12 protein-coding genes are annotated in these 15,450 nt (G+C 61.7%); 3 read left to right on the forward strand and 9 right to left on the reverse strand.

All coding sequences use genetic code 11. The features are described from left to right. Nucleotides 1-70: 70 nt before the first annotated feature. The 5 genes from Q1B40_RS03555 to Q1B40_RS03575 form a co-directional block, all read right to left on the reverse strand. On the reverse strand, nucleotides 71-928 hold the full coding sequence (locus Q1B40_RS03555) for an SDR family oxidoreductase (RefSeq protein WP_299810088.1): 858 nt from the start codon (nucleotides 926-928) through the stop codon (nucleotides 71-73). Further along, entirely contained in the window at nucleotides 929-1,756 is an 828-nt protein-coding gene (locus tag Q1B40_RS03560) for an RNA methyltransferase (protein ID WP_299810090.1), read from the reverse strand. Next, the gene (locus Q1B40_RS03565) at nucleotides 1,753-2,706 is read right to left on the reverse strand and encodes a class I SAM-dependent methyltransferase (protein WP_299810093.1); all 954 of its coding nucleotides are present in this window, start codon (nucleotides 2,704-2,706) and stop codon (nucleotides 1,753-1,755) included. The genes Q1B40_RS03560 and Q1B40_RS03565 overlap by 4 nt, the downstream gene beginning before the upstream one ends. 291 nt (nucleotides 2,707-2,997) lie before the next feature. Further along, nucleotides 2,998-5,433, reverse strand: a complete 2,436-nt coding sequence (locus tag Q1B40_RS03570) for a methyl-accepting chemotaxis protein (RefSeq protein ID WP_299810095.1) — start codon at nucleotides 5,431-5,433, stop codon at nucleotides 2,998-3,000. A 203-nt stretch (nucleotides 5,434-5,636) separates the two neighbouring features. Then, complete coding sequence (locus tag Q1B40_RS03575) at nucleotides 5,637-6,395, reverse strand: SDR family NAD(P)-dependent oxidoreductase (protein ID WP_299810097.1); 759 nt, start codon at nucleotides 6,393-6,395, stop codon at nucleotides 5,637-5,639. A gap of 129 nt (nucleotides 6,396-6,524) precedes the next feature. On the opposite strand from Q1B40_RS03575, the gene Q1B40_RS03580 reads away from it, so the two are divergent. Both Q1B40_RS03580 and bfr read left to right on the forward strand, forming a co-directional pair. Further along, nucleotides 6,525-6,767 carry a bacterioferritin-associated ferredoxin gene (locus tag Q1B40_RS03580; RefSeq protein ID WP_299810099.1) on the forward strand — a complete coding sequence of 81 codons (243 nt, stop codon included), beginning with the start codon at nucleotides 6,525-6,527 and terminating at the stop codon, nucleotides 6,765-6,767. Nucleotides 6,768-6,782: 15 nt separating this feature from the next. After that, on the forward strand, nucleotides 6,783-7,268 hold the full coding sequence (gene bfr / locus Q1B40_RS03585; protein WP_299810101.1) for a bacterioferritin: 486 nt from the start codon (nucleotides 6,783-6,785) through the stop codon (nucleotides 7,266-7,268). Between the two features lie 57 nt (nucleotides 7,269-7,325). Here the strand turns inward: bfr and Q1B40_RS03590 are convergent, their stop codons facing one another. The 4 genes from Q1B40_RS03590 to Q1B40_RS03605 form a co-directional block, all read right to left on the reverse strand. Next, a complete protein-coding gene (locus tag Q1B40_RS03590) occupies nucleotides 7,326-8,009 on the reverse strand; it encodes an ATP-binding cassette domain-containing protein (protein WP_299810103.1) in 684 nt (227 codons plus the stop codon). A gap of 9 nt (nucleotides 8,010-8,018) precedes the next feature. Next, nucleotides 8,019-9,719 (reverse strand): ABC transporter permease, encoded by a 1,701-nt coding sequence (locus Q1B40_RS03595; RefSeq protein ID WP_299810105.1) that lies wholly within the window; start codon nucleotides 9,717-9,719, stop codon nucleotides 8,019-8,021. A 10-nt stretch (nucleotides 9,720-9,729) separates the two neighbouring features. Continuing rightward, nucleotides 9,730-10,953 carry an ABC transporter substrate-binding protein gene (locus tag Q1B40_RS03600; RefSeq protein ID WP_299810108.1) on the reverse strand — a complete coding sequence of 408 codons (1,224 nt, stop codon included), beginning with the start codon at nucleotides 10,951-10,953 and terminating at the stop codon, nucleotides 9,730-9,732. 146 nt (nucleotides 10,954-11,099) lie between these two features. Continuing rightward, a complete protein-coding gene (locus Q1B40_RS03605; protein WP_299810111.1) occupies nucleotides 11,100-11,555 on the reverse strand; it encodes an Lrp/AsnC ligand binding domain-containing protein in 456 nt (151 codons plus the stop codon). A gap of 142 nt (nucleotides 11,556-11,697) precedes the next feature. Here Q1B40_RS03605 and putA point away from each other — a divergent pair, with 142 nt between their 5' ends. Further along, entirely contained in the window at nucleotides 11,698-14,853 is a 3,156-nt protein-coding gene (gene putA, locus Q1B40_RS03610; protein WP_299810114.1) for a bifunctional proline dehydrogenase/L-glutamate gamma-semialdehyde dehydrogenase PutA, read from the forward strand. The last annotated feature ends 597 nt before the right edge of the window (nucleotides 14,854-15,450 follow it).

Here is a 15,450-nt window from a genome sequence, read left to right on the forward strand (position 1 = left end):
GGTGTGTGCAGTTTTATGATGAAAGAGGTGGTGCCGACCCTCTCCTCACAGGAGGGGGCACCGGACCGCCTCACACGCTTGCCAGCAGGTCCTTCAAGGCGGTGCGGTAATCGGGAAAGCGGAAGGAATAGCCGAGTTCGTCCTTGACCCGCCGGTTGGAAACCCGCTTGTTCTCTCCGTAAAAGGAACGCGCCATCGGGGACAGGTCGGCGGTTTCGAACGGCACTTCGGCGGGCGGGGCCACTCCCAGCAGGTCCGCGGCGAAGGTGACCACGTCCTGCGGCGGTGCCGGCTCATCGTCGGTAACGTTGAAAATCCGGGTCGCGGGACGTTGCATGGCGGCGCTCAGCACACCTGCGATATCCGCGACATGAATGCGGTTGAACACCTGGCCCGGCTTGACGAGCCGGCGGGCCGTCCCGTTCCTGAATTTTTGCAGGACATTGCGGCCGGGTCCGTAGATCCCCGAAAGCCGGAAGATCTGCACCGGCAGCTGGTGGGCGGAGGCAAAGTCGAGCCATGCACGTTCGGCGGCAACGCGCTGCACCGAGCGTCTGGAAACCGGCTTGCAAGGTGTCTCCTCGTCCACCCAGGCGCCATCGTGATTGCCGTAGACGCCCACGGTGGAAAGATACCCGATCCACTCCGGCCTGGCCGCGGCGATATCCCCGCCGTGCTGGTTCAGGACCGGGTCGCCTGCGTCATCCGGTGCGATTGAAACCAGCACATGCGTTGCGCTGGAGAGTGCCGCCGCGATGCCTTCCCCCTGGCTCTGCCCGTCAAAAAGAAACGGCTCCACGCCCAGATCCTCGAGGTCCCTGGCTTTTTCCTGAGAGCGGGTCGTGCCGCCGATCCAGTCGAACCGGTCGCGGATTTCAGTGATGAATGCCTTGGAGGAATAGCCTGTACCGAAGACGAACAAACGCATTCAAAGCTCCAGGTGCTTGCGTCGGATTTCGTAGAGCGCGATGCCGGTGGCAACGGCCAGGTTGAGACTGTCGGCCTGGCCCACCTGCGGAATGCGGATCAGGGTCGGGCAGGCCGCAGCCATGTCGTCTTCGAGCCCCTGCTGTTCGTTGCCCATCACCAGCAGGACAGGATCCGTGTAGTCCGGCGAGCGGTAATCGACCGAACCCTTCAGATGGGTGGCGGCAACGGTTCCGGGCCACTTGCCGGCAAGCGCCTTGAACTCGTCCTTGCTGATCTTGGCAAGCGGCACATGGAACAGCGAGCCCATGGTGGCGCGCACCGCTTCGACGGCAAACGGATCGGTGCAGTCCCCGACCAGCATCACGCCCGCGCCGCCGACGGCATCGACGGTTCGGATGATGGTGCCGAGATTGCCCGGGTCGCGCACCCGGTCGAGGGCCACCCACAGGGCCGCTCCGGAAGGATGGATGTCCTTCGCGGAGAGCATCCGCTGTTCGTAGACACCGACAACCATCTGCGGATTGTCCTTGCGGGTCATGGCGGACATGACGGCCGTGGAGACTTCCAGGATCAGCGCGCCCCGTGCCTTCGCGGTCGCGGCCGCCTTCTGGGCAACCGGATTGTCGCGCGCTTCCGTTCCGAGCGCCAGGTAGCGCACGCCCCAGCCTGCGGCAAGCGCGTCTGTTGCCAGCTTCAGGCCCTCGGCGACGAAAAGACCGGACTGGCTGCGGTGCTTGCGCTGGGCGACGAGGCCCTTGATTTCCTTGACGATCGGGTTGGAATGGCTGGTGATCTGCTTGACCGAGCCCTGGCGGTGTTCGCTCATCGGCTGCTCCAGCGCGAAAACAGCGAGGTGGACAGGGCCCGCTTGCCATCCTCTTCGCGGATGACCAGCTCACCGGATTCCAGCAGTCCGCCCTGACGGTCAAGCGTCTCGGCCATCAGCTCGTGAATGGAAACGAAACTGGAGCGGATCGCATAGGCGGTCAGGATCATGAACAGGGCATCTTCGGAGAGCAGTTTCTGAAGATCGGCGAGCATGCCCGGCAGGCTGGTGTAAAGATCCCAGACCTCGCCCTTGGGGCCGCGTCCGTATTTCGGCGGGTCCAGGATGATGCCGTCATATTTGTTGCCGCGGCGTACTTCCCTGGCGACGAACTTGCCGGCGTCCTCGCAGATCCAGCGAATGGGAAGATCCTCCAGTCCGGAGAGCTCCTGGTTCTCCCGCGCATAGCCGATGGCTTTTTTGGAGGCGTCCACATGGGTAACCTGAGCGCCTTCGCTCGCCGGCAACAGCGAGGCCATGCCGGTGTAGCCGAAGAGGTTCAGGATCTTCAGCGGCTTGTCCGGGGCGCGTTTGCGCTCGGCGCGGATCTTGCCGTTGACCCAGTCCCAGTGCGCGGCCTGCTCGGGAAAGACGCCGACATGGCGGAAGGACATGAAACGGCCGTTGTAGCGCACCGGCCCATAGGCCATCGGCCAGGTTTCCGGCACGCTGCCGGAAAACTTCCACCGGCCCGGACCTTCTTCTTCCGTGTCACCGGAAAAAACCGCGTCCGCCCTGTCCCACACGCTTTCCTTCAGCCGCCGGGCGCCCATCGCCTGCGGCTCGGGGCGCACGATAGTGAAACGTCCGTAACGCTCCAGTTTCTGGCCGTCTCCCATGTCCAGCAGCCGGTAGTCCTTCCAGCCTTCGGTCTCCAGAATGACAGGCCAGGACTGGGCTGGGGAAGTGTCGGGGTCGGCAAAGGATGAGGCGCTGGTGCGGTCCGCCACGATATTCTCTCGTATCTCAGAAATCTTTGGTGTTGTCCTGCCCTGGAGCAGTCTGCATCTCGTTGAGCGCAGACTGTTTGCTCCAACGCATATGAATCGATCAGCGTCTTGATGACCAACCGATATCGATTGGTCATCCGTTGATCTAGTCGCCAGCGGCGGCGCGGTCAATATTCAGCGCGAAATCCGGGATTGCCTGCGTGGGGGGATCCGTACGGCACGGCGCAGACTGGCCACGAAAAAGGGCGGGAGCGTTCAGCGCTCCCGCCCTTGATTTCCGCGCTATCCGGATCAGGCCGCGGCCACCTCCGAAAGGAAGCGCTCGACTTCCTGTTTCAGTCCGTCGGTCTTCTCCGTGAGTTCGCCGGAGGCAGACAGAACCATGTCGGCGGAGGAGGACGTCTGGTCGACCGCTTGGGACAACTGGTTCATGGAGGAGGAAACCGCGCTGGTTCCTTCCGCCGCACGCTGCACATTCTGCGAGATCTCCGCCGTGGCGGCGCCCTGCTGTTCGACAGCAGAGGCAATCGCAGTGGTGTAGGTGTTAACCTCGGTCATGGTCTCGGCGATCTCGCCGATCGCAACAACGGACTCCTTCGTCGCGTTCTGGATCTCGGTGATCTGCGAGCTGATTTCCTCGGTTGCCTTGGACGTCTGGGTCGCCAGTTCCTTGACTTCCGCCGCGACGACCGCAAAGCCCTTGCCGGCTTCACCGGCGCGGGCAGCCTCGATGGTCGCATTGAGCGCCAGAAGGTTGGTCTGCTCGGCAATCGCCTGAATGAGCGTCACGACTTCACCGATCTTGGTGGCCGCTTCCGCAAGGCCCTCGACCTTCTGGTTGGTGATCCGCGTGCCGGTGGTTGCCCGGTCGACGATCTCCGTGGTCTGGGCGACCTGACGCGAGATCTCGCCGATTGATGCCGCGAGTTCTTCCGCCGCGCTTGCTACGGTCTGCACGTTGCTTGTGGTGTCGTTGGAAGATTCCTGGGTTTCGCTGGCATACCCGGCGCTGTCCCGTGCGATTTCCGTCAGGGCGCGGGCAGTCGAGTCGAGACCGCCGGCGGTCAGTTCAACCGACCCGAGGGCTTCCTCTGCTGTTGCCCGGAAAGACTGGATCAGACTGTCGATGCGCTGCTGACGCTCCTGCCTGTCGGCTTCCTCGCGTGTGCTCTGCTCCTGCAGATGTGCGCGCTCGATAGCGTTGTCGCGGAACACCTGCACCGTACGGCTCATGCCACCGATCTCGTCACCGCGATCGATACCCGGTATTTCGATTTCATTGTCGCCGTTGGCCAGCCGGTCCATCACGTTGGTGATCGTCTGGATCGGACGGGTGATGGCAAGGTTCAGTACGAACGCCAGGCCGATGCCGCCGAGGATGGCCAGCAGGATGGTGACGATGATCTGCATTTCAGCAGATGCGGCGGCGTTGGAGGCCGCGGTGGCCTGCGAAGCGGATATGCCGGCAATCTCTTCGCTCACCTGACCGGTCAGGGTGTCAAGCTGCTTGCGTTTCTCCTGCAGATCGGACTGTGCCGTCAGCATTTCCTTGAAGGCTTTGTCGAAAGTGGCGACCGATACCGGAATTTCGTTGATGGCATCCGCAGTGGAGGGCAGGACTTTCGCGAAGGAAACCATCTCCTCTTCGAGAGCGGCGAGCGCGGCAATCTGAGCTTCGGCGGGCGCCGGGTCATCCAGTCCGAACTGGCCGAAGAGGTTCAGGGTTTCCTTTTGTGCCTTGAGGGCGAGTTCCTTGAGGGTTTCCGCCTTTTCGGCAATTCCGCGGATGCTGGCAAGGCGGGTGTTCGCGGTCAGTGCGGTGGCTTTGGACTGGCTCACGGCTGTATTGGCCTGCATGCGGATATCGCGCGCGATCTCCAGCATTGCCTCGATGGAGGTACCGACCGCCGTCCTGGCCTCATAGGCTTCCGCAAATCCGAGATCCTCGGAAAGCTTGGCGATTGCCTTGCTCAGGTTGTTCGCCTGGCCCGAAAGCTTGGAGACGCTTTTGCTCTGGACGCCTTCGATCTGCCGGTAACGCATTTCCTTGGTCTGGGCAACAAGATCTTCCGCAGTGCTCAAGGCCTTCGCGTGGGCTTCGCCTTCCAAAGAACCGCTGCCTTTCAGATAGGCGAGCTGAATGGACACCACGGCTTCCTGAAGCTCGAAGACCCCTCGCTGCATGGTGTTGGCATCGTCAAGCGTGCCGTTGGCGGTGAAAACCTCGGCGCTGACCTTTTTTTCCTCGGCCAGAACCGCTTCGGAGATCGACGACGCGAGCGTTTCGAGATTGCCCGCGCTTTCCTGCAGCGTGGCAAGACGTTCTGCCTGTTGCTGCGTCTGGGTGACGACCTGACCGAATGTTGCCGAGAATTCCTTTACGGCGGTCAGCGCGCGTTCGACCTGGGTGCGGGCAACGTCGTCATTGGAGACGTCGTGGCTCAGTTCCTCCAGCGTCCCGTTCAGTTTGCCGATCTCCTGCTGGACGGCAACGTCGAGTTCAGCTGACGGGTTGTTGAGGAATTCCTCACGCTTGAGCGATGTCACCTGGACCTGATTGGCCACTCGGGCCGAGTGGTCGGCGACGACAAAGAGTGATGAGAGATTGTGGATTGCCAGAAAACCGACGCCACCAACGACGGCAGTCAGCAGCAAAACAGCGAAAAACCCGCCTCCGACCTTGAAGCCAAACTTCAAGTCGACCAGCATCTTCATAATCCGTTGCATTTCGTCCCCGCAGCGTCAAAAGATCAGCATTCATGTTCTGAAACTATTGCCGGGGTCCGTGAATATTAAGTAAACTACTGACAAAATAGTTGTCGCTCGTGGAGATCGCCTAGTTAATATTTCTGAGCATTCGTGCGGCGCAGCATTCAGAAATGTGGCGCTGGTATATCGACTTATCTGCCGGACCTTGAGCGGGAATTGCTCTAGACGTGCTGCCCGCCGTTGATATGGATTTCCGCACCGGTGACATAGGAGGAGTTGTCCGAACACAGGTAGAAGATCGTGTCGGCGACCTCCGCCGGTTGTCCGAGGCGGCGCAAGGGTATGTCTGCGACCAGTTTTTCGGTGCCGGGAGACAGGATGGACGTATCGATTTCGCCCGGTGCGATCGCATTGACCCGAATGCCGTGAGGGCCGAAATCTGTAGCCATTTCACGGGACAGGGACGCAAGAGCGGCCTTGGAAGTCGCATAGGCTGTTCCCGCAAACGGGTGAACCCGCCCGCCCGCGATGGACGTCACATTGACCACCGATCCTTTCGCGTTCTTCAGTTCCTTGAACAGGCCCCGGCCCAGCAAAATGGGGGCGAAAAAGTTGACCTGGAACACCGTTCGCCATTCATGCATGGGCGTGTCGAGGGAATTGAGACGTGCTCCTTCGGGGCCTTTCGGACTGATCCCGGCATTGTTGACCAGCGCATTCAGCCGCGAGCCGTTGGCTTCCAGCCGCTTGCGGATTTCCTGCACTGCAAAACCGAGATTTTCCGGATCGGAAAGATCGACCTGAATATGGTCTTCCGGTCCCATCGGCCAGGGACATTTGTCCGAAAAGGCGTAACGGGAGCAGGTGATCACGCGCCAGCCTTCGGCGGAAAAGCGCTTGACCGTGGCATGCCCGATGCCACGGCTGGCGCCTGTCAAGACGAGGGTCGGACGATCATCCTGAGGGGCCTTGACGGTCATTTCAGATCCTTGCTGGCGTGTCCGGGTCGGCTCGGAAAAAGTTGACTCGGACAGTAGAGTTTCGTTATTGCGCACAAATCCCCGAATGCCAATATGTCCGAATGATAGGGACGCGGTCCGGAACCTGCGATGATCATATGCTCCTGTAACGTTCTGTCTGACAAGCAGCTTCGCGAAGCGGCGGAAGAAATGCGTTCGGATCCCAACGGAAAACTGCCGACGCCTGGCGCCGTGTTCCGGCACCTGGGGTGCCGGCCGAGATGCGGTGGTTGTTTTCCCGCCATCATTGACATCATTCATCAAAAGGCGTCTGAAGAGGAAAGCGAAAAGCAACCGCGGACCGAACCGGTCAAGCAGGTCGTGAACAGGTAAATTGAAGAGGGCCAAATGAAGGGCGAAGCGCGCGTTATCGACTATCTGAACAAGGCCCTGCGCCACGAGCTGACGGCCGTCAGCCAGTATTGGCTTCATGCCAGATTGCTGGCCGACTGGGGATTCGGCAATCTGGCGGACAAGGAACTGGAGGAATCCGCGGAAGAGCGTCAGCATGCGCAGGACCTCATGGACCGGATCATTTTCCTGGAAGGCCTGCCGAACCTGCAGACCCTGGACCCCTTGCGCATCGGCCAGTCGGTCAAGGAATGCCTTGAGGGGGATCTTGCGGCTGAATATGTGGCCAGGGCGCTGTATCACGAGGCCCGCGAGGTCTGCCGCGAACTTGGCGACTTCATCTCCATGAAATTGTTCGAAACGCTGCTCGGCGATGAAGAAAGCCATATCGATTTTCTCGAGACGGAACTCAGCCTGATCGAGCGGATCGGTATCGACAGATATTCGCTTCTCCAGGCCAAATCCGCGGACGCGGCCGAGTAATCCTGTTTCCCGTGCCTCGCTTTCCCGGTGCTCCGCGCCGGGAACGGTCGAACGCGCTCACTCTGTCCGGCAGCCATTGCCGGCTTCACCGTTGCCAAGACGATGGACCTCGCCATCGGCCGCCCGGGCGTCTTCCTCGTCATGGCTGACGAGAAGCACGGGCAATCCCTTCTTTCGCGCCAGATCGAAAACCAGTTGCCGCACCTCCTCCCGGCGCGTCCGGTCGAGGCTGGAAAACGGTTCATCCAGCAAAAGCGCCTCCGGTTCGGCAAGCAGCGTGCGCATCAGCGCAACGCGTGTCTGCTGTCCGCCGGACAGTGTCGCCGGATCCCGTGAGCCGAAGCCGGCAAGGCCGACATCGGCCAGAGCGCGTTCAGCTAGATCCTGCCGGTCCTGTCGGCGTTTGCAGGTCGCGGGCAGGGCGAACATCAGGTTCTGCAAGACGGACATATGCGGAAACAGCAGGGGCGACTGGAACATCAGGCCGATATGCCGGTCCTGCGCGGACCGGGACGTCAGATCCCGGCCGTTCAGGATCACCCGTCCCTCCGCCGTGAAGTCCGGCCGGAGGAAGCCGGCGATAAAATCCAGCAGGCTGGATTTTCCGCTGCCGCTTTCCCCCATGATCGTCAGCACTTCGCCCGGTAGGATCCGGCAATCGATTTCAAGCAGTGGCACGCCGTCCAGCCGGATGGTGACGGTATCGAGAACAAGGCCGGAGCTGCGATCGCTGGAGTGCATGTCCGTATGTTACCTTTCCAGCCGCATGGCGGCGCGGTTCCTGAAAACCAGCGCCGGGACAAGCGCCGCCAGAGTGAACCCCACCAGCGGAACGACCAGTTGCAGGAGGGCATAGAGCGCGGCGATCTGGCGGTTTCCGCCGCTCGCAAGGGCAACGCTTTCCGTCGTGACCGTCACTACCCGCCCCGCGCCGATCATCAGCGTCGGCAGGTACTGTCCTGTGGAAACGGCAGCAGCGACGGCGAAGGTCACCAGAACCGGGCGCAGCAGCAGCGGCAGCTGGACCCGGAAGAAGACCCGGGCCCGGCTTGCACCGATGGATCGGGCGGCCTTGGCGTAGCGCGGATCGAGCCGGTTCCAGGGATCGCTCAGGGCCAGGAACGCATAAGGAAAGACGAAGATCAGATGGGCAAGCAGCACGCCTGTCAGCGTACCGCTCAGCCCGGCAAGCAGAAAGAACATCTGCAGGCCGAATAGAAAGCCGATCTGCGGAAGCAGGAGAGGCAGGAAGATCAGAGCCTTCAACCGTCCGGTTTCACGTCTCCCGGCGTTGCCGCGCGCCTCCAGCAGCCAGAGCGTCAGAGCGGTGGCGATGATGGCGGCGCCACACGCGATGGCCAGCGTGGCCCCAAGGCTCGGGCCACCCGACTTGAGAGCGTCCAGCATGCGGGCAAGGCTCCAAGCCTGCGGCAGGCTCGCGGGATACCACCACGATTTTGCCAGCGACCAGACCCCCAGAACCGCCACGGACAGGCTCATGGCGGTGATGATCAGCAGCATCGGTACGAGACTTAAAACCCTGGCCAAGACGTCGCGCGGGTGCCGGCGGCCATTGGCAAAGCGCGTGCGCAGTCCGTATCCGGCAAGCATTTCGAGCAGCAGATAGACGAGCAGCGCGCCGGCGCTGACGAGAAGCTGAAGCAGCGCCCCGGCCGAAGCCATGAGGCGCAGGGACAGATCCGGATCATTCATCCAGCCCACAAGGCGCGGCGCCAGGGGTTGCGGGGTCGTCGGGCCCAGGATCACGGCCACATCGACAACAGAAGTGGCATAGGCGATCACCGCCAGCACCGGCAGGCGGATCAGCGGATAGATCTGCGGCAGAACGATCTTGAAGAAGGTGGCCATGCGGCCGTAGCCGAGGCTTGCACCGGCCTTGAGGTAATCCTGAACATGGGGCCTGTTCAGGGCGGCGAGTGTCATCAGGAAAAGAAACGGAACCTCCTTGGCCACCAGCCCGAAAGTCATGGCGAGGCCATAGGGGTCGCCGGGGATCAATATGTCCGGCGGACGGGTCCAGCCCGTCGCCCATGGCGAGGCGAGGCGGGCCAGAAAGCCGGAGGGTGCGATCAGGAACGCCAGCCCGATGGCAGCGGCCGCATGCGGCACCGACAGGAGCGGCGACAGGAACCGCGTCAAACGACGGAAAGTGTCCGTTCCGGCCCAACCGGCGGTAAAGAGAAGGACGATTGCCAGTGATATGAGAGAGGCGGCAAGACCGGTGCCGAAACCGAGCGCGGCGGAGGTCGCCAGGCCCGGCATTGAAAACAGTTTGCGGAACGGCTCGCCGGAAAAGGCCTCATGACCAAGGACAGGCAGATAGCCGAAGGCCGGCAACACGGTGCCTGCAAGCCCGGCCAGAACCGGCGCCGCCAGCAAGGTGGTCACAAGGACGGTCGCCACGTCCGGAAGGCCCTCAGGTTTCGGCAAGAGGTCTCACTTATCTGGTGCCGTAGCGAGCGGTCCAGGCCTCTTCCAGCGCACTGACCCAACTGGGATGCGGCTCCGGCAGCACTGGCCCGAGATCTTGCGGTGACAGCGCCGCCGGGCCGAAGTCCTGTGCCATGAACAGGGCTTTTTCATTGTCCGGCAAGCCAGCCACATTAAGAACGGTCGGATCGCCCCAGATCTCCGGATCGCGTTTGCGGGTCTGGGCCATCGGTGAGAGCAGGAAATCGGCGAATACCTTGGCGCCTTCCTGGGCGGAGCTGTTGAAGGGGATCGCAACGAAATGCGTATTGCCGATCGTGCCTCCGTCGAGAACGAAGCTGCGCACGCTGGGCGGCAGTTCCCCGTTGGCTATCGCTGCGGCAGCGTCTCCGGGATTGAAGGAGAAGGCGATATCCAGTTCGCCGTCCGCAAGCAGCAGGCGTAATTGCGCCGCGTCCTGCGGAAACGTTTGCCCCTGACGCCAGAGCACCGGGTTCAATGCGTCCAGATAGGCAAACAGTGGCGCGGTGGCGGTGTCGAAATCCGCGTCACTGACCGGTTTCGACAAAAGGTCCGGGTCCTGGATCGTATCGACCAGAACCTGTTTCAGGAAAGTCGTTCCATGGAAATTCGGCGGTTGCGGATAGGTGAAACGACCGGGATTGTCTTTCGCGAAAGTGAGCAGCTCGGCAAGCGTTGCCGGCGGTGTCGGCAGCCTGGCGCTGTCGTGCATGAAAACCAGTTTGGCCATTCCCCAGGGACTTTCCTGGCCATCCGTCGGCACCGTGAAGTCGATGGTCACGGTCGGTTTGTTCTCGACATCGACATAGCGCCAGTTGGGCAGGGTTTGCGCCCAACCGGGCGCGGCCAGCAGGCCGTTTTCTTTCATGGAGGCGAAGTTCTCGCCATTGATCCAGATGAGATCGACAGCGCCGCCGGAGGTCTTGCCGACCGATTTTTCGGTCAATACCTGCGACACCACGCTTGCAGTGTCGCTGACTTTCACATGAACGATGCGCACACCGAAGTCCCGCTCAACCTCCCGGCCGGCCCAGGCGATGAAGGCATTGATGCGCGGTTCGCCGCCCCAGGCATGGAAATAGACGGTCTGGCCTTTGGCAGCGTCCAGCGTAGCCTGCCACTCCGGAGACGGCGCAGCGTCCTGCGCAAAACTTTGAAGCGGTGCCTGCGACAACAAAAACAGACCGAGTGCGATAGTGAGCAATCGAGACATTGTTTCTCCCCCTTGTGCGGTCTCTGTCCCTTGCGCAGGCGGGACGACACGGTCAAGACAATGCTTTGTGAACGCATATAGGCTGGACGCCCGCAGGCTTTCTCCTGTCCGGTTCCAAATAGCCTCTCGCTGGTCACACTGACTTGTCACACTGGCAGGATATGCGTGTCCTTGATTTCTTCCATGACCGCATAGGTATGGGTTTCCCGGACGCCGGGAAGCGCCAGCACCACATCCGACAGGAAAGCGCGGTAGGCCTCCATGTCCTTCACACGGCTTTTTACCAGATAGTCGAAGCCGCCCGCCACCATGTGGCATTCCAGAATGTCCGGAGCGCGCTCGACGGCGTGTTTGAACGCGTCGAAGATCTCCGGCGATGTCCGCTCCAGCCGGATTTCGACAAAGACGAGCAGGCCCCGCTCGACTTTCTTCGGATCGAGGCTGGCGGAAAAATGCTCGATATAGCCTTCCCGGACCAGCCGCTTCATCCGCTCCGCCGTTGCCGTCGCCGAAAGGTTCACCCGCTCGCAAAGGTCCGTGTTGGTGATACGGCCGTCCTGCTGCAGAACTCTCAGAATTTTCCGGTCGACGGGATCAAGCACGGCGAAAATCTCTATTGAAAACAGATTGGACGAATAATACCTCACAATATGAGTGAAAAATAGGGAAAATCGCCATGTGAAATCCGGTATTGTAGGGGAATGTAATGCCCAGGTCTCCCATGGTGCTGTTTTGGAGGTTTCCATGATTTCTGCCGCTGCCCCCACCTCTGCTTCTGTGACGCCGATCGACAATGCGGAACTGATGCCGTTCCGCGCCGCCTATGCGCCCGATGACAGGGTGCTGATCGAGGCGTTGCTGAAGGAGGCGGCGGGCGATCCGGTGGTGGAAAAACTGATCGACCAGCGCGCACGCGGCTATATTCAGGACATGCGCGCGGTTCAGGTTGGTCTCGGCGGTGTGGAAGACTTCATGCGCGAGTTCGGTCTGACGACGCGCGAAGGTCTGGCGATGATGGTTCTGGCCGAAGCTCTGCTGCGCGTGCCGGACGCCGTGACTGCAGACAAGCTGATCGAGGACAAGCTGGCGGCCGCCCGGTTCGACGATCCGTCCTCCGGCCACAAGTCCGATACCTGGCTGGTGTCGGCCTCCTCATGGGCGCTGGGGATCACTTCCCGGCTTCTGCACCCGGGCGACACACCGCAGAGCGTTCTTTCCAGCCTGGTCAAGCGCATGGGAATGCCGACGGTGCGCCTGGCGACCCGCAAGGCGATGCACCTGCTCGGACACCAGTTCGTGCTTGGCGAAACCATTCAGAAGGCGCTGGATCGTGCCAAGACCCAGGAAGCCAAGGGGTATCGGTACTCCTACGACATGCTCGGGGAGGGCGCGCGCACGGCCGCAGACGCCGAGCGTTATTTCCAGTCCTATGCAAAAGCCATCGAGGCGATCGGCAAGGCCGCGGGCGACAAGCAGCTGCCGGACCGGCCGGGCATTTCGGTTAAACTCTCGGCCCTTCACCCACGCTACCAGGCGGTTCAAGGGGAACGGGTGCGCGACGAATTGCTGCCGAAGCTGCGCGAGCTGGTGCAGATGGCTCGGGACCGCGATCTCAACTTCACCATCGATGCCGAAGAAGCCGACCGTCTCGAAATCTCTCTCGACGTGATCGCAGCCCTGCTTGACGATCCGGTCACGAAAGACTGGGAGGGCTTCGGTCTGGCGGTGCAGGCCTACCAGAAACGCAGCCCGGAGGTCATCGACTGGCTGGTGGATGCCGCCCGCAAGACAGGCCGCAGAATGATGGTGCGCCTGGTAAAAGGCGCCTACTGGGATACGGAAATCAAGCACGCCCAGGAAAACGGCGCCGACGGATACCCGGTCTTCTCCCGCAAGGCGGCGACCGATCTTGCCTATCTTTGCTGTGCGAAGCGCATGCTGGCGGCCCGGGACGTGCTTTATCCGCAGTTCGCGACGCATAATGCCCTGACCGTCGCCCAGATCATCGAGCTATCGGGAAATGTCGCGGAAGGCTACGAATTTCAGCGCCTGCATGGCATGGGCGAAAGCCTCTACAAGTCGGTCTGCGAGCGTGACGGGTTCCCGTGCCGCATCTATGCTCCGGTCGGTGGGCACAAGGACCTGCTTGCCTATCTCGTCCGCCGCTTGCTGGAAAACGGTGCCAACTCCTCTTTCGTCACCATCGTGGGCGACGCCTCGGTTCCTGTCCGGGATCTGCTGAAACGTCCTGCGAGAATTCTCGAAAACGGCGATCATGCGATCAACCGGTCGATACCGCTGCCCGCAGACCTTTACGGAGAGAGCCGCCGCAATTCGAAGGGCCTTGAGTTCGGCTGTTCGGCGGAACGCAATGCGCTGGTGACGGGCATGGCCGCGTTCACCGCGCCGTTTACCGAAGCCGGTCCGCTCGGTACGGGCCTGTCCGCATCGGGCGACGCCCATCCGGTCTTTGCGCCGATGGACGGCAGTACGAAGGTCAGCACGGTTCGCTTCGCGGATGTGGAGACCGCGCGAAAGGCCGTCGACGTCGCGCTGAAAGGGTTCGAGACCTGGTCGCGCCGGCCGGTCAACGAGCGTGCCGCCGCGCTGGACAGGCTCGGCGACCTTCTGGAGGAAAACCGCGACCGGCTGATGGCAATTCTGGCGATGGAGGGCGGCAAATGCCTGACCGATGGCATTGCGGAGATCCGTGAAGCGGTCGATTTCTGCCGCTATTACGCCGGCGAAGCCCGCAAGCTTTTCGGGGAAGGGGAGTTGATGCCCGGGCCGACCGGCGAGGAAAACCGCTACCGCCATCGCGGGCGCGGTGTGTTCGTCTGCATTTCGCCGTGGAATTTCCCGCTGGCGATCTTTCTGGGCCAGGTCAGCGCTGCGCTTGTCGCCGGCAATGCCGTGGTGGCCAAGCCCGCCGAGCAGACGCCGCTGATTGCCTTCGAGACCGCAAAACTGATGCATATGGCCGGCATTCCCGAAGATGCCTTCCTGCTGGTGCCCGGCGAAGGCGACATTGGCGCCGCGCTGACCTCTCATCCCGCCGTGGCCGGCGTCGCCTTTACCGGATCGACGGAAACCGCCTGGGCGATCAACCGGACGCTTGCCGCCAAGAATGGCCCGATCGTACCGTTGATCGCCGAAACCGGCGGCATCAACGCCATGCTGGTCGATGCGACCGCTTTGCCGGAACAGGTCTGCGACGATGTCATGATGTCGGCTTTCCGCTCCGCCGGGCAGCGCTGCTCGGCCCTGCGGCTTCTCTATGTTCAGGAAGACGTTGCCGACCCTCTGCTGCGGATGCTGGAAGGCGCCGCGAAAGAGCTGAAACTGGATGACCCGCGCCTGCCGTCCACCGATATCGGTCCGGTCATCGATGAGGAGGCCCGCGATGCTATTGTTGCCCATATCGATGACATGCGGGAAAGCCAGACCCTGCGCTATGCCGGCGAGACGCCTTCGGGACCACTCGCCAATGGCTCATGGGTAGCTCCGCATATCATCGAGCTGGATACTTCCGGCGCCCTGACACGCGAGGTCTTCGGGCCCGTCCTGCATGTTGTGCGCTACCAGGCGAAGGACATCGACAAGGTCCTCGATCAGATCGCCGCCACCGGTTACGGCCTGACGCTCGGTGTCCACAGCCGCATCGACGCGACGGTCAAGAAGGTCGTCGACCGGCTGTCCGTCGGCAATGTCTATGTCAACCGCAACACCATCGGCGCAGTCGTTGGCACCCAGCCCTTCGGCGGCTCCGGCCTCTCCGGCACCGGCCCGAAGGCAGGCGGCCCGGCCTACCTCACACGATTTGCCCTCGAACAGGTCGTCTCGATCAACACGGCCGCCGCCGGCGGCAACGCCAGCCTGGTGGCTGCGTCCGACGATTGAGGTGAAACAACGCGGAAGGCGCGGTTCTCGTCCTGTTTCTCTTGTTACTTAAGAGAAGAGTGTAAATTGCGAAGCCGTGATCGGGAAGATCCGCCCGGACCCCCACCCCTAACCCCTCCCCACAAGGGGGAGGGGACTTGCAGCGGCTTGCGACGCGGATGACCTCACCGTTTCACAGGGTGAAAGGCGGATAGTGGGCCGCTCCGTTATAGATACCGGCGATCTCTCAAAATGCCGGAAACATGCCAGGTCACCCGAGTACCAGTTTCGAAACTCCGGAAAAGCCAGAAACTCGGCCTGATCCCCTTCCCCCTTGTGGGGAAGGGTTAGGGATGGGGGTGAACGGCGAAGCCGTAATCCGGAAGATCTGTCTGGCCCCCCCCCACCCCTGACCCCTCCCCACAAGGAAGAGGGGGACTTGCAGCGGCTTGCAACATGGATGAGGGAGGCCTTTCACAGGATGTAAGACGGATAGTGGGCTTCTCCGTTCCGGCTATCTATCCGGCGCCGGTGATTCCGCGGATCTTTGGAAAATTGCGTCACCCTCCGGATGCCGGTTTGAAGAATGCGGAAAAGCCAGAAACTCAGCCTGAGCCC

Source organism: uncultured Roseibium sp. (assembly GCF_947496995.1).
GTDB lineage: Bacteria > Pseudomonadota > Alphaproteobacteria > Rhizobiales > Stappiaceae > Roseibium.

What these genes read in the sequence shown, in the direction of transcription:
- Q1B40_RS03555 (WP_299810088.1), bottom strand. Translation starts at nt 928, where the DNA reads ATGCGTTTGTTCGTCTTCGGTACAGGCTATTCCTCCAAGGCATTCATC.
- Q1B40_RS03560 (WP_299810090.1), bottom strand. Translation starts at nt 1,756, where the DNA reads ATGAGCGAACACCGCCAGGGCTCGGTCAAGCAGATCACCAGCCATTCC.
- Q1B40_RS03570 (WP_299810095.1), bottom strand. Translation starts at nt 5,433, where the DNA reads ATGCAACGGATTATGAAGATGCTGGTCGACTTGAAGTTTGGCTTCAAG.
- Q1B40_RS03575 (WP_299810097.1), bottom strand. Translation starts at nt 6,395, where the DNA reads ATGACCGTCAAGGCCCCTCAGGATGATCGTCCGACCCTCGTCTTGACA.
- Q1B40_RS03580 (WP_299810099.1), top strand. Translation starts at nt 6,525, where the DNA reads ATGATCATATGCTCCTGTAACGTTCTGTCTGACAAGCAGCTTCGCGAA.
- bfr (WP_299810101.1), top strand. Translation starts at nt 6,783, where the DNA reads ATGAAGGGCGAAGCGCGCGTTATCGACTATCTGAACAAGGCCCTGCGC.
- Q1B40_RS03590 (WP_299810103.1), bottom strand. Translation starts at nt 8,009, where the DNA reads ATGCACTCCAGCGATCGCAGCTCCGGCCTTGTTCTCGATACCGTCACC.
- Q1B40_RS03600 (WP_299810108.1), bottom strand. Translation starts at nt 10,953, where the DNA reads ATGTCTCGATTGCTCACTATCGCACTCGGTCTGTTTTTGTTGTCGCAG.
- putA (WP_299810114.1), top strand. Translation starts at nt 11,698, where the DNA reads ATGATTTCTGCCGCTGCCCCCACCTCTGCTTCTGTGACGCCGATCGAC.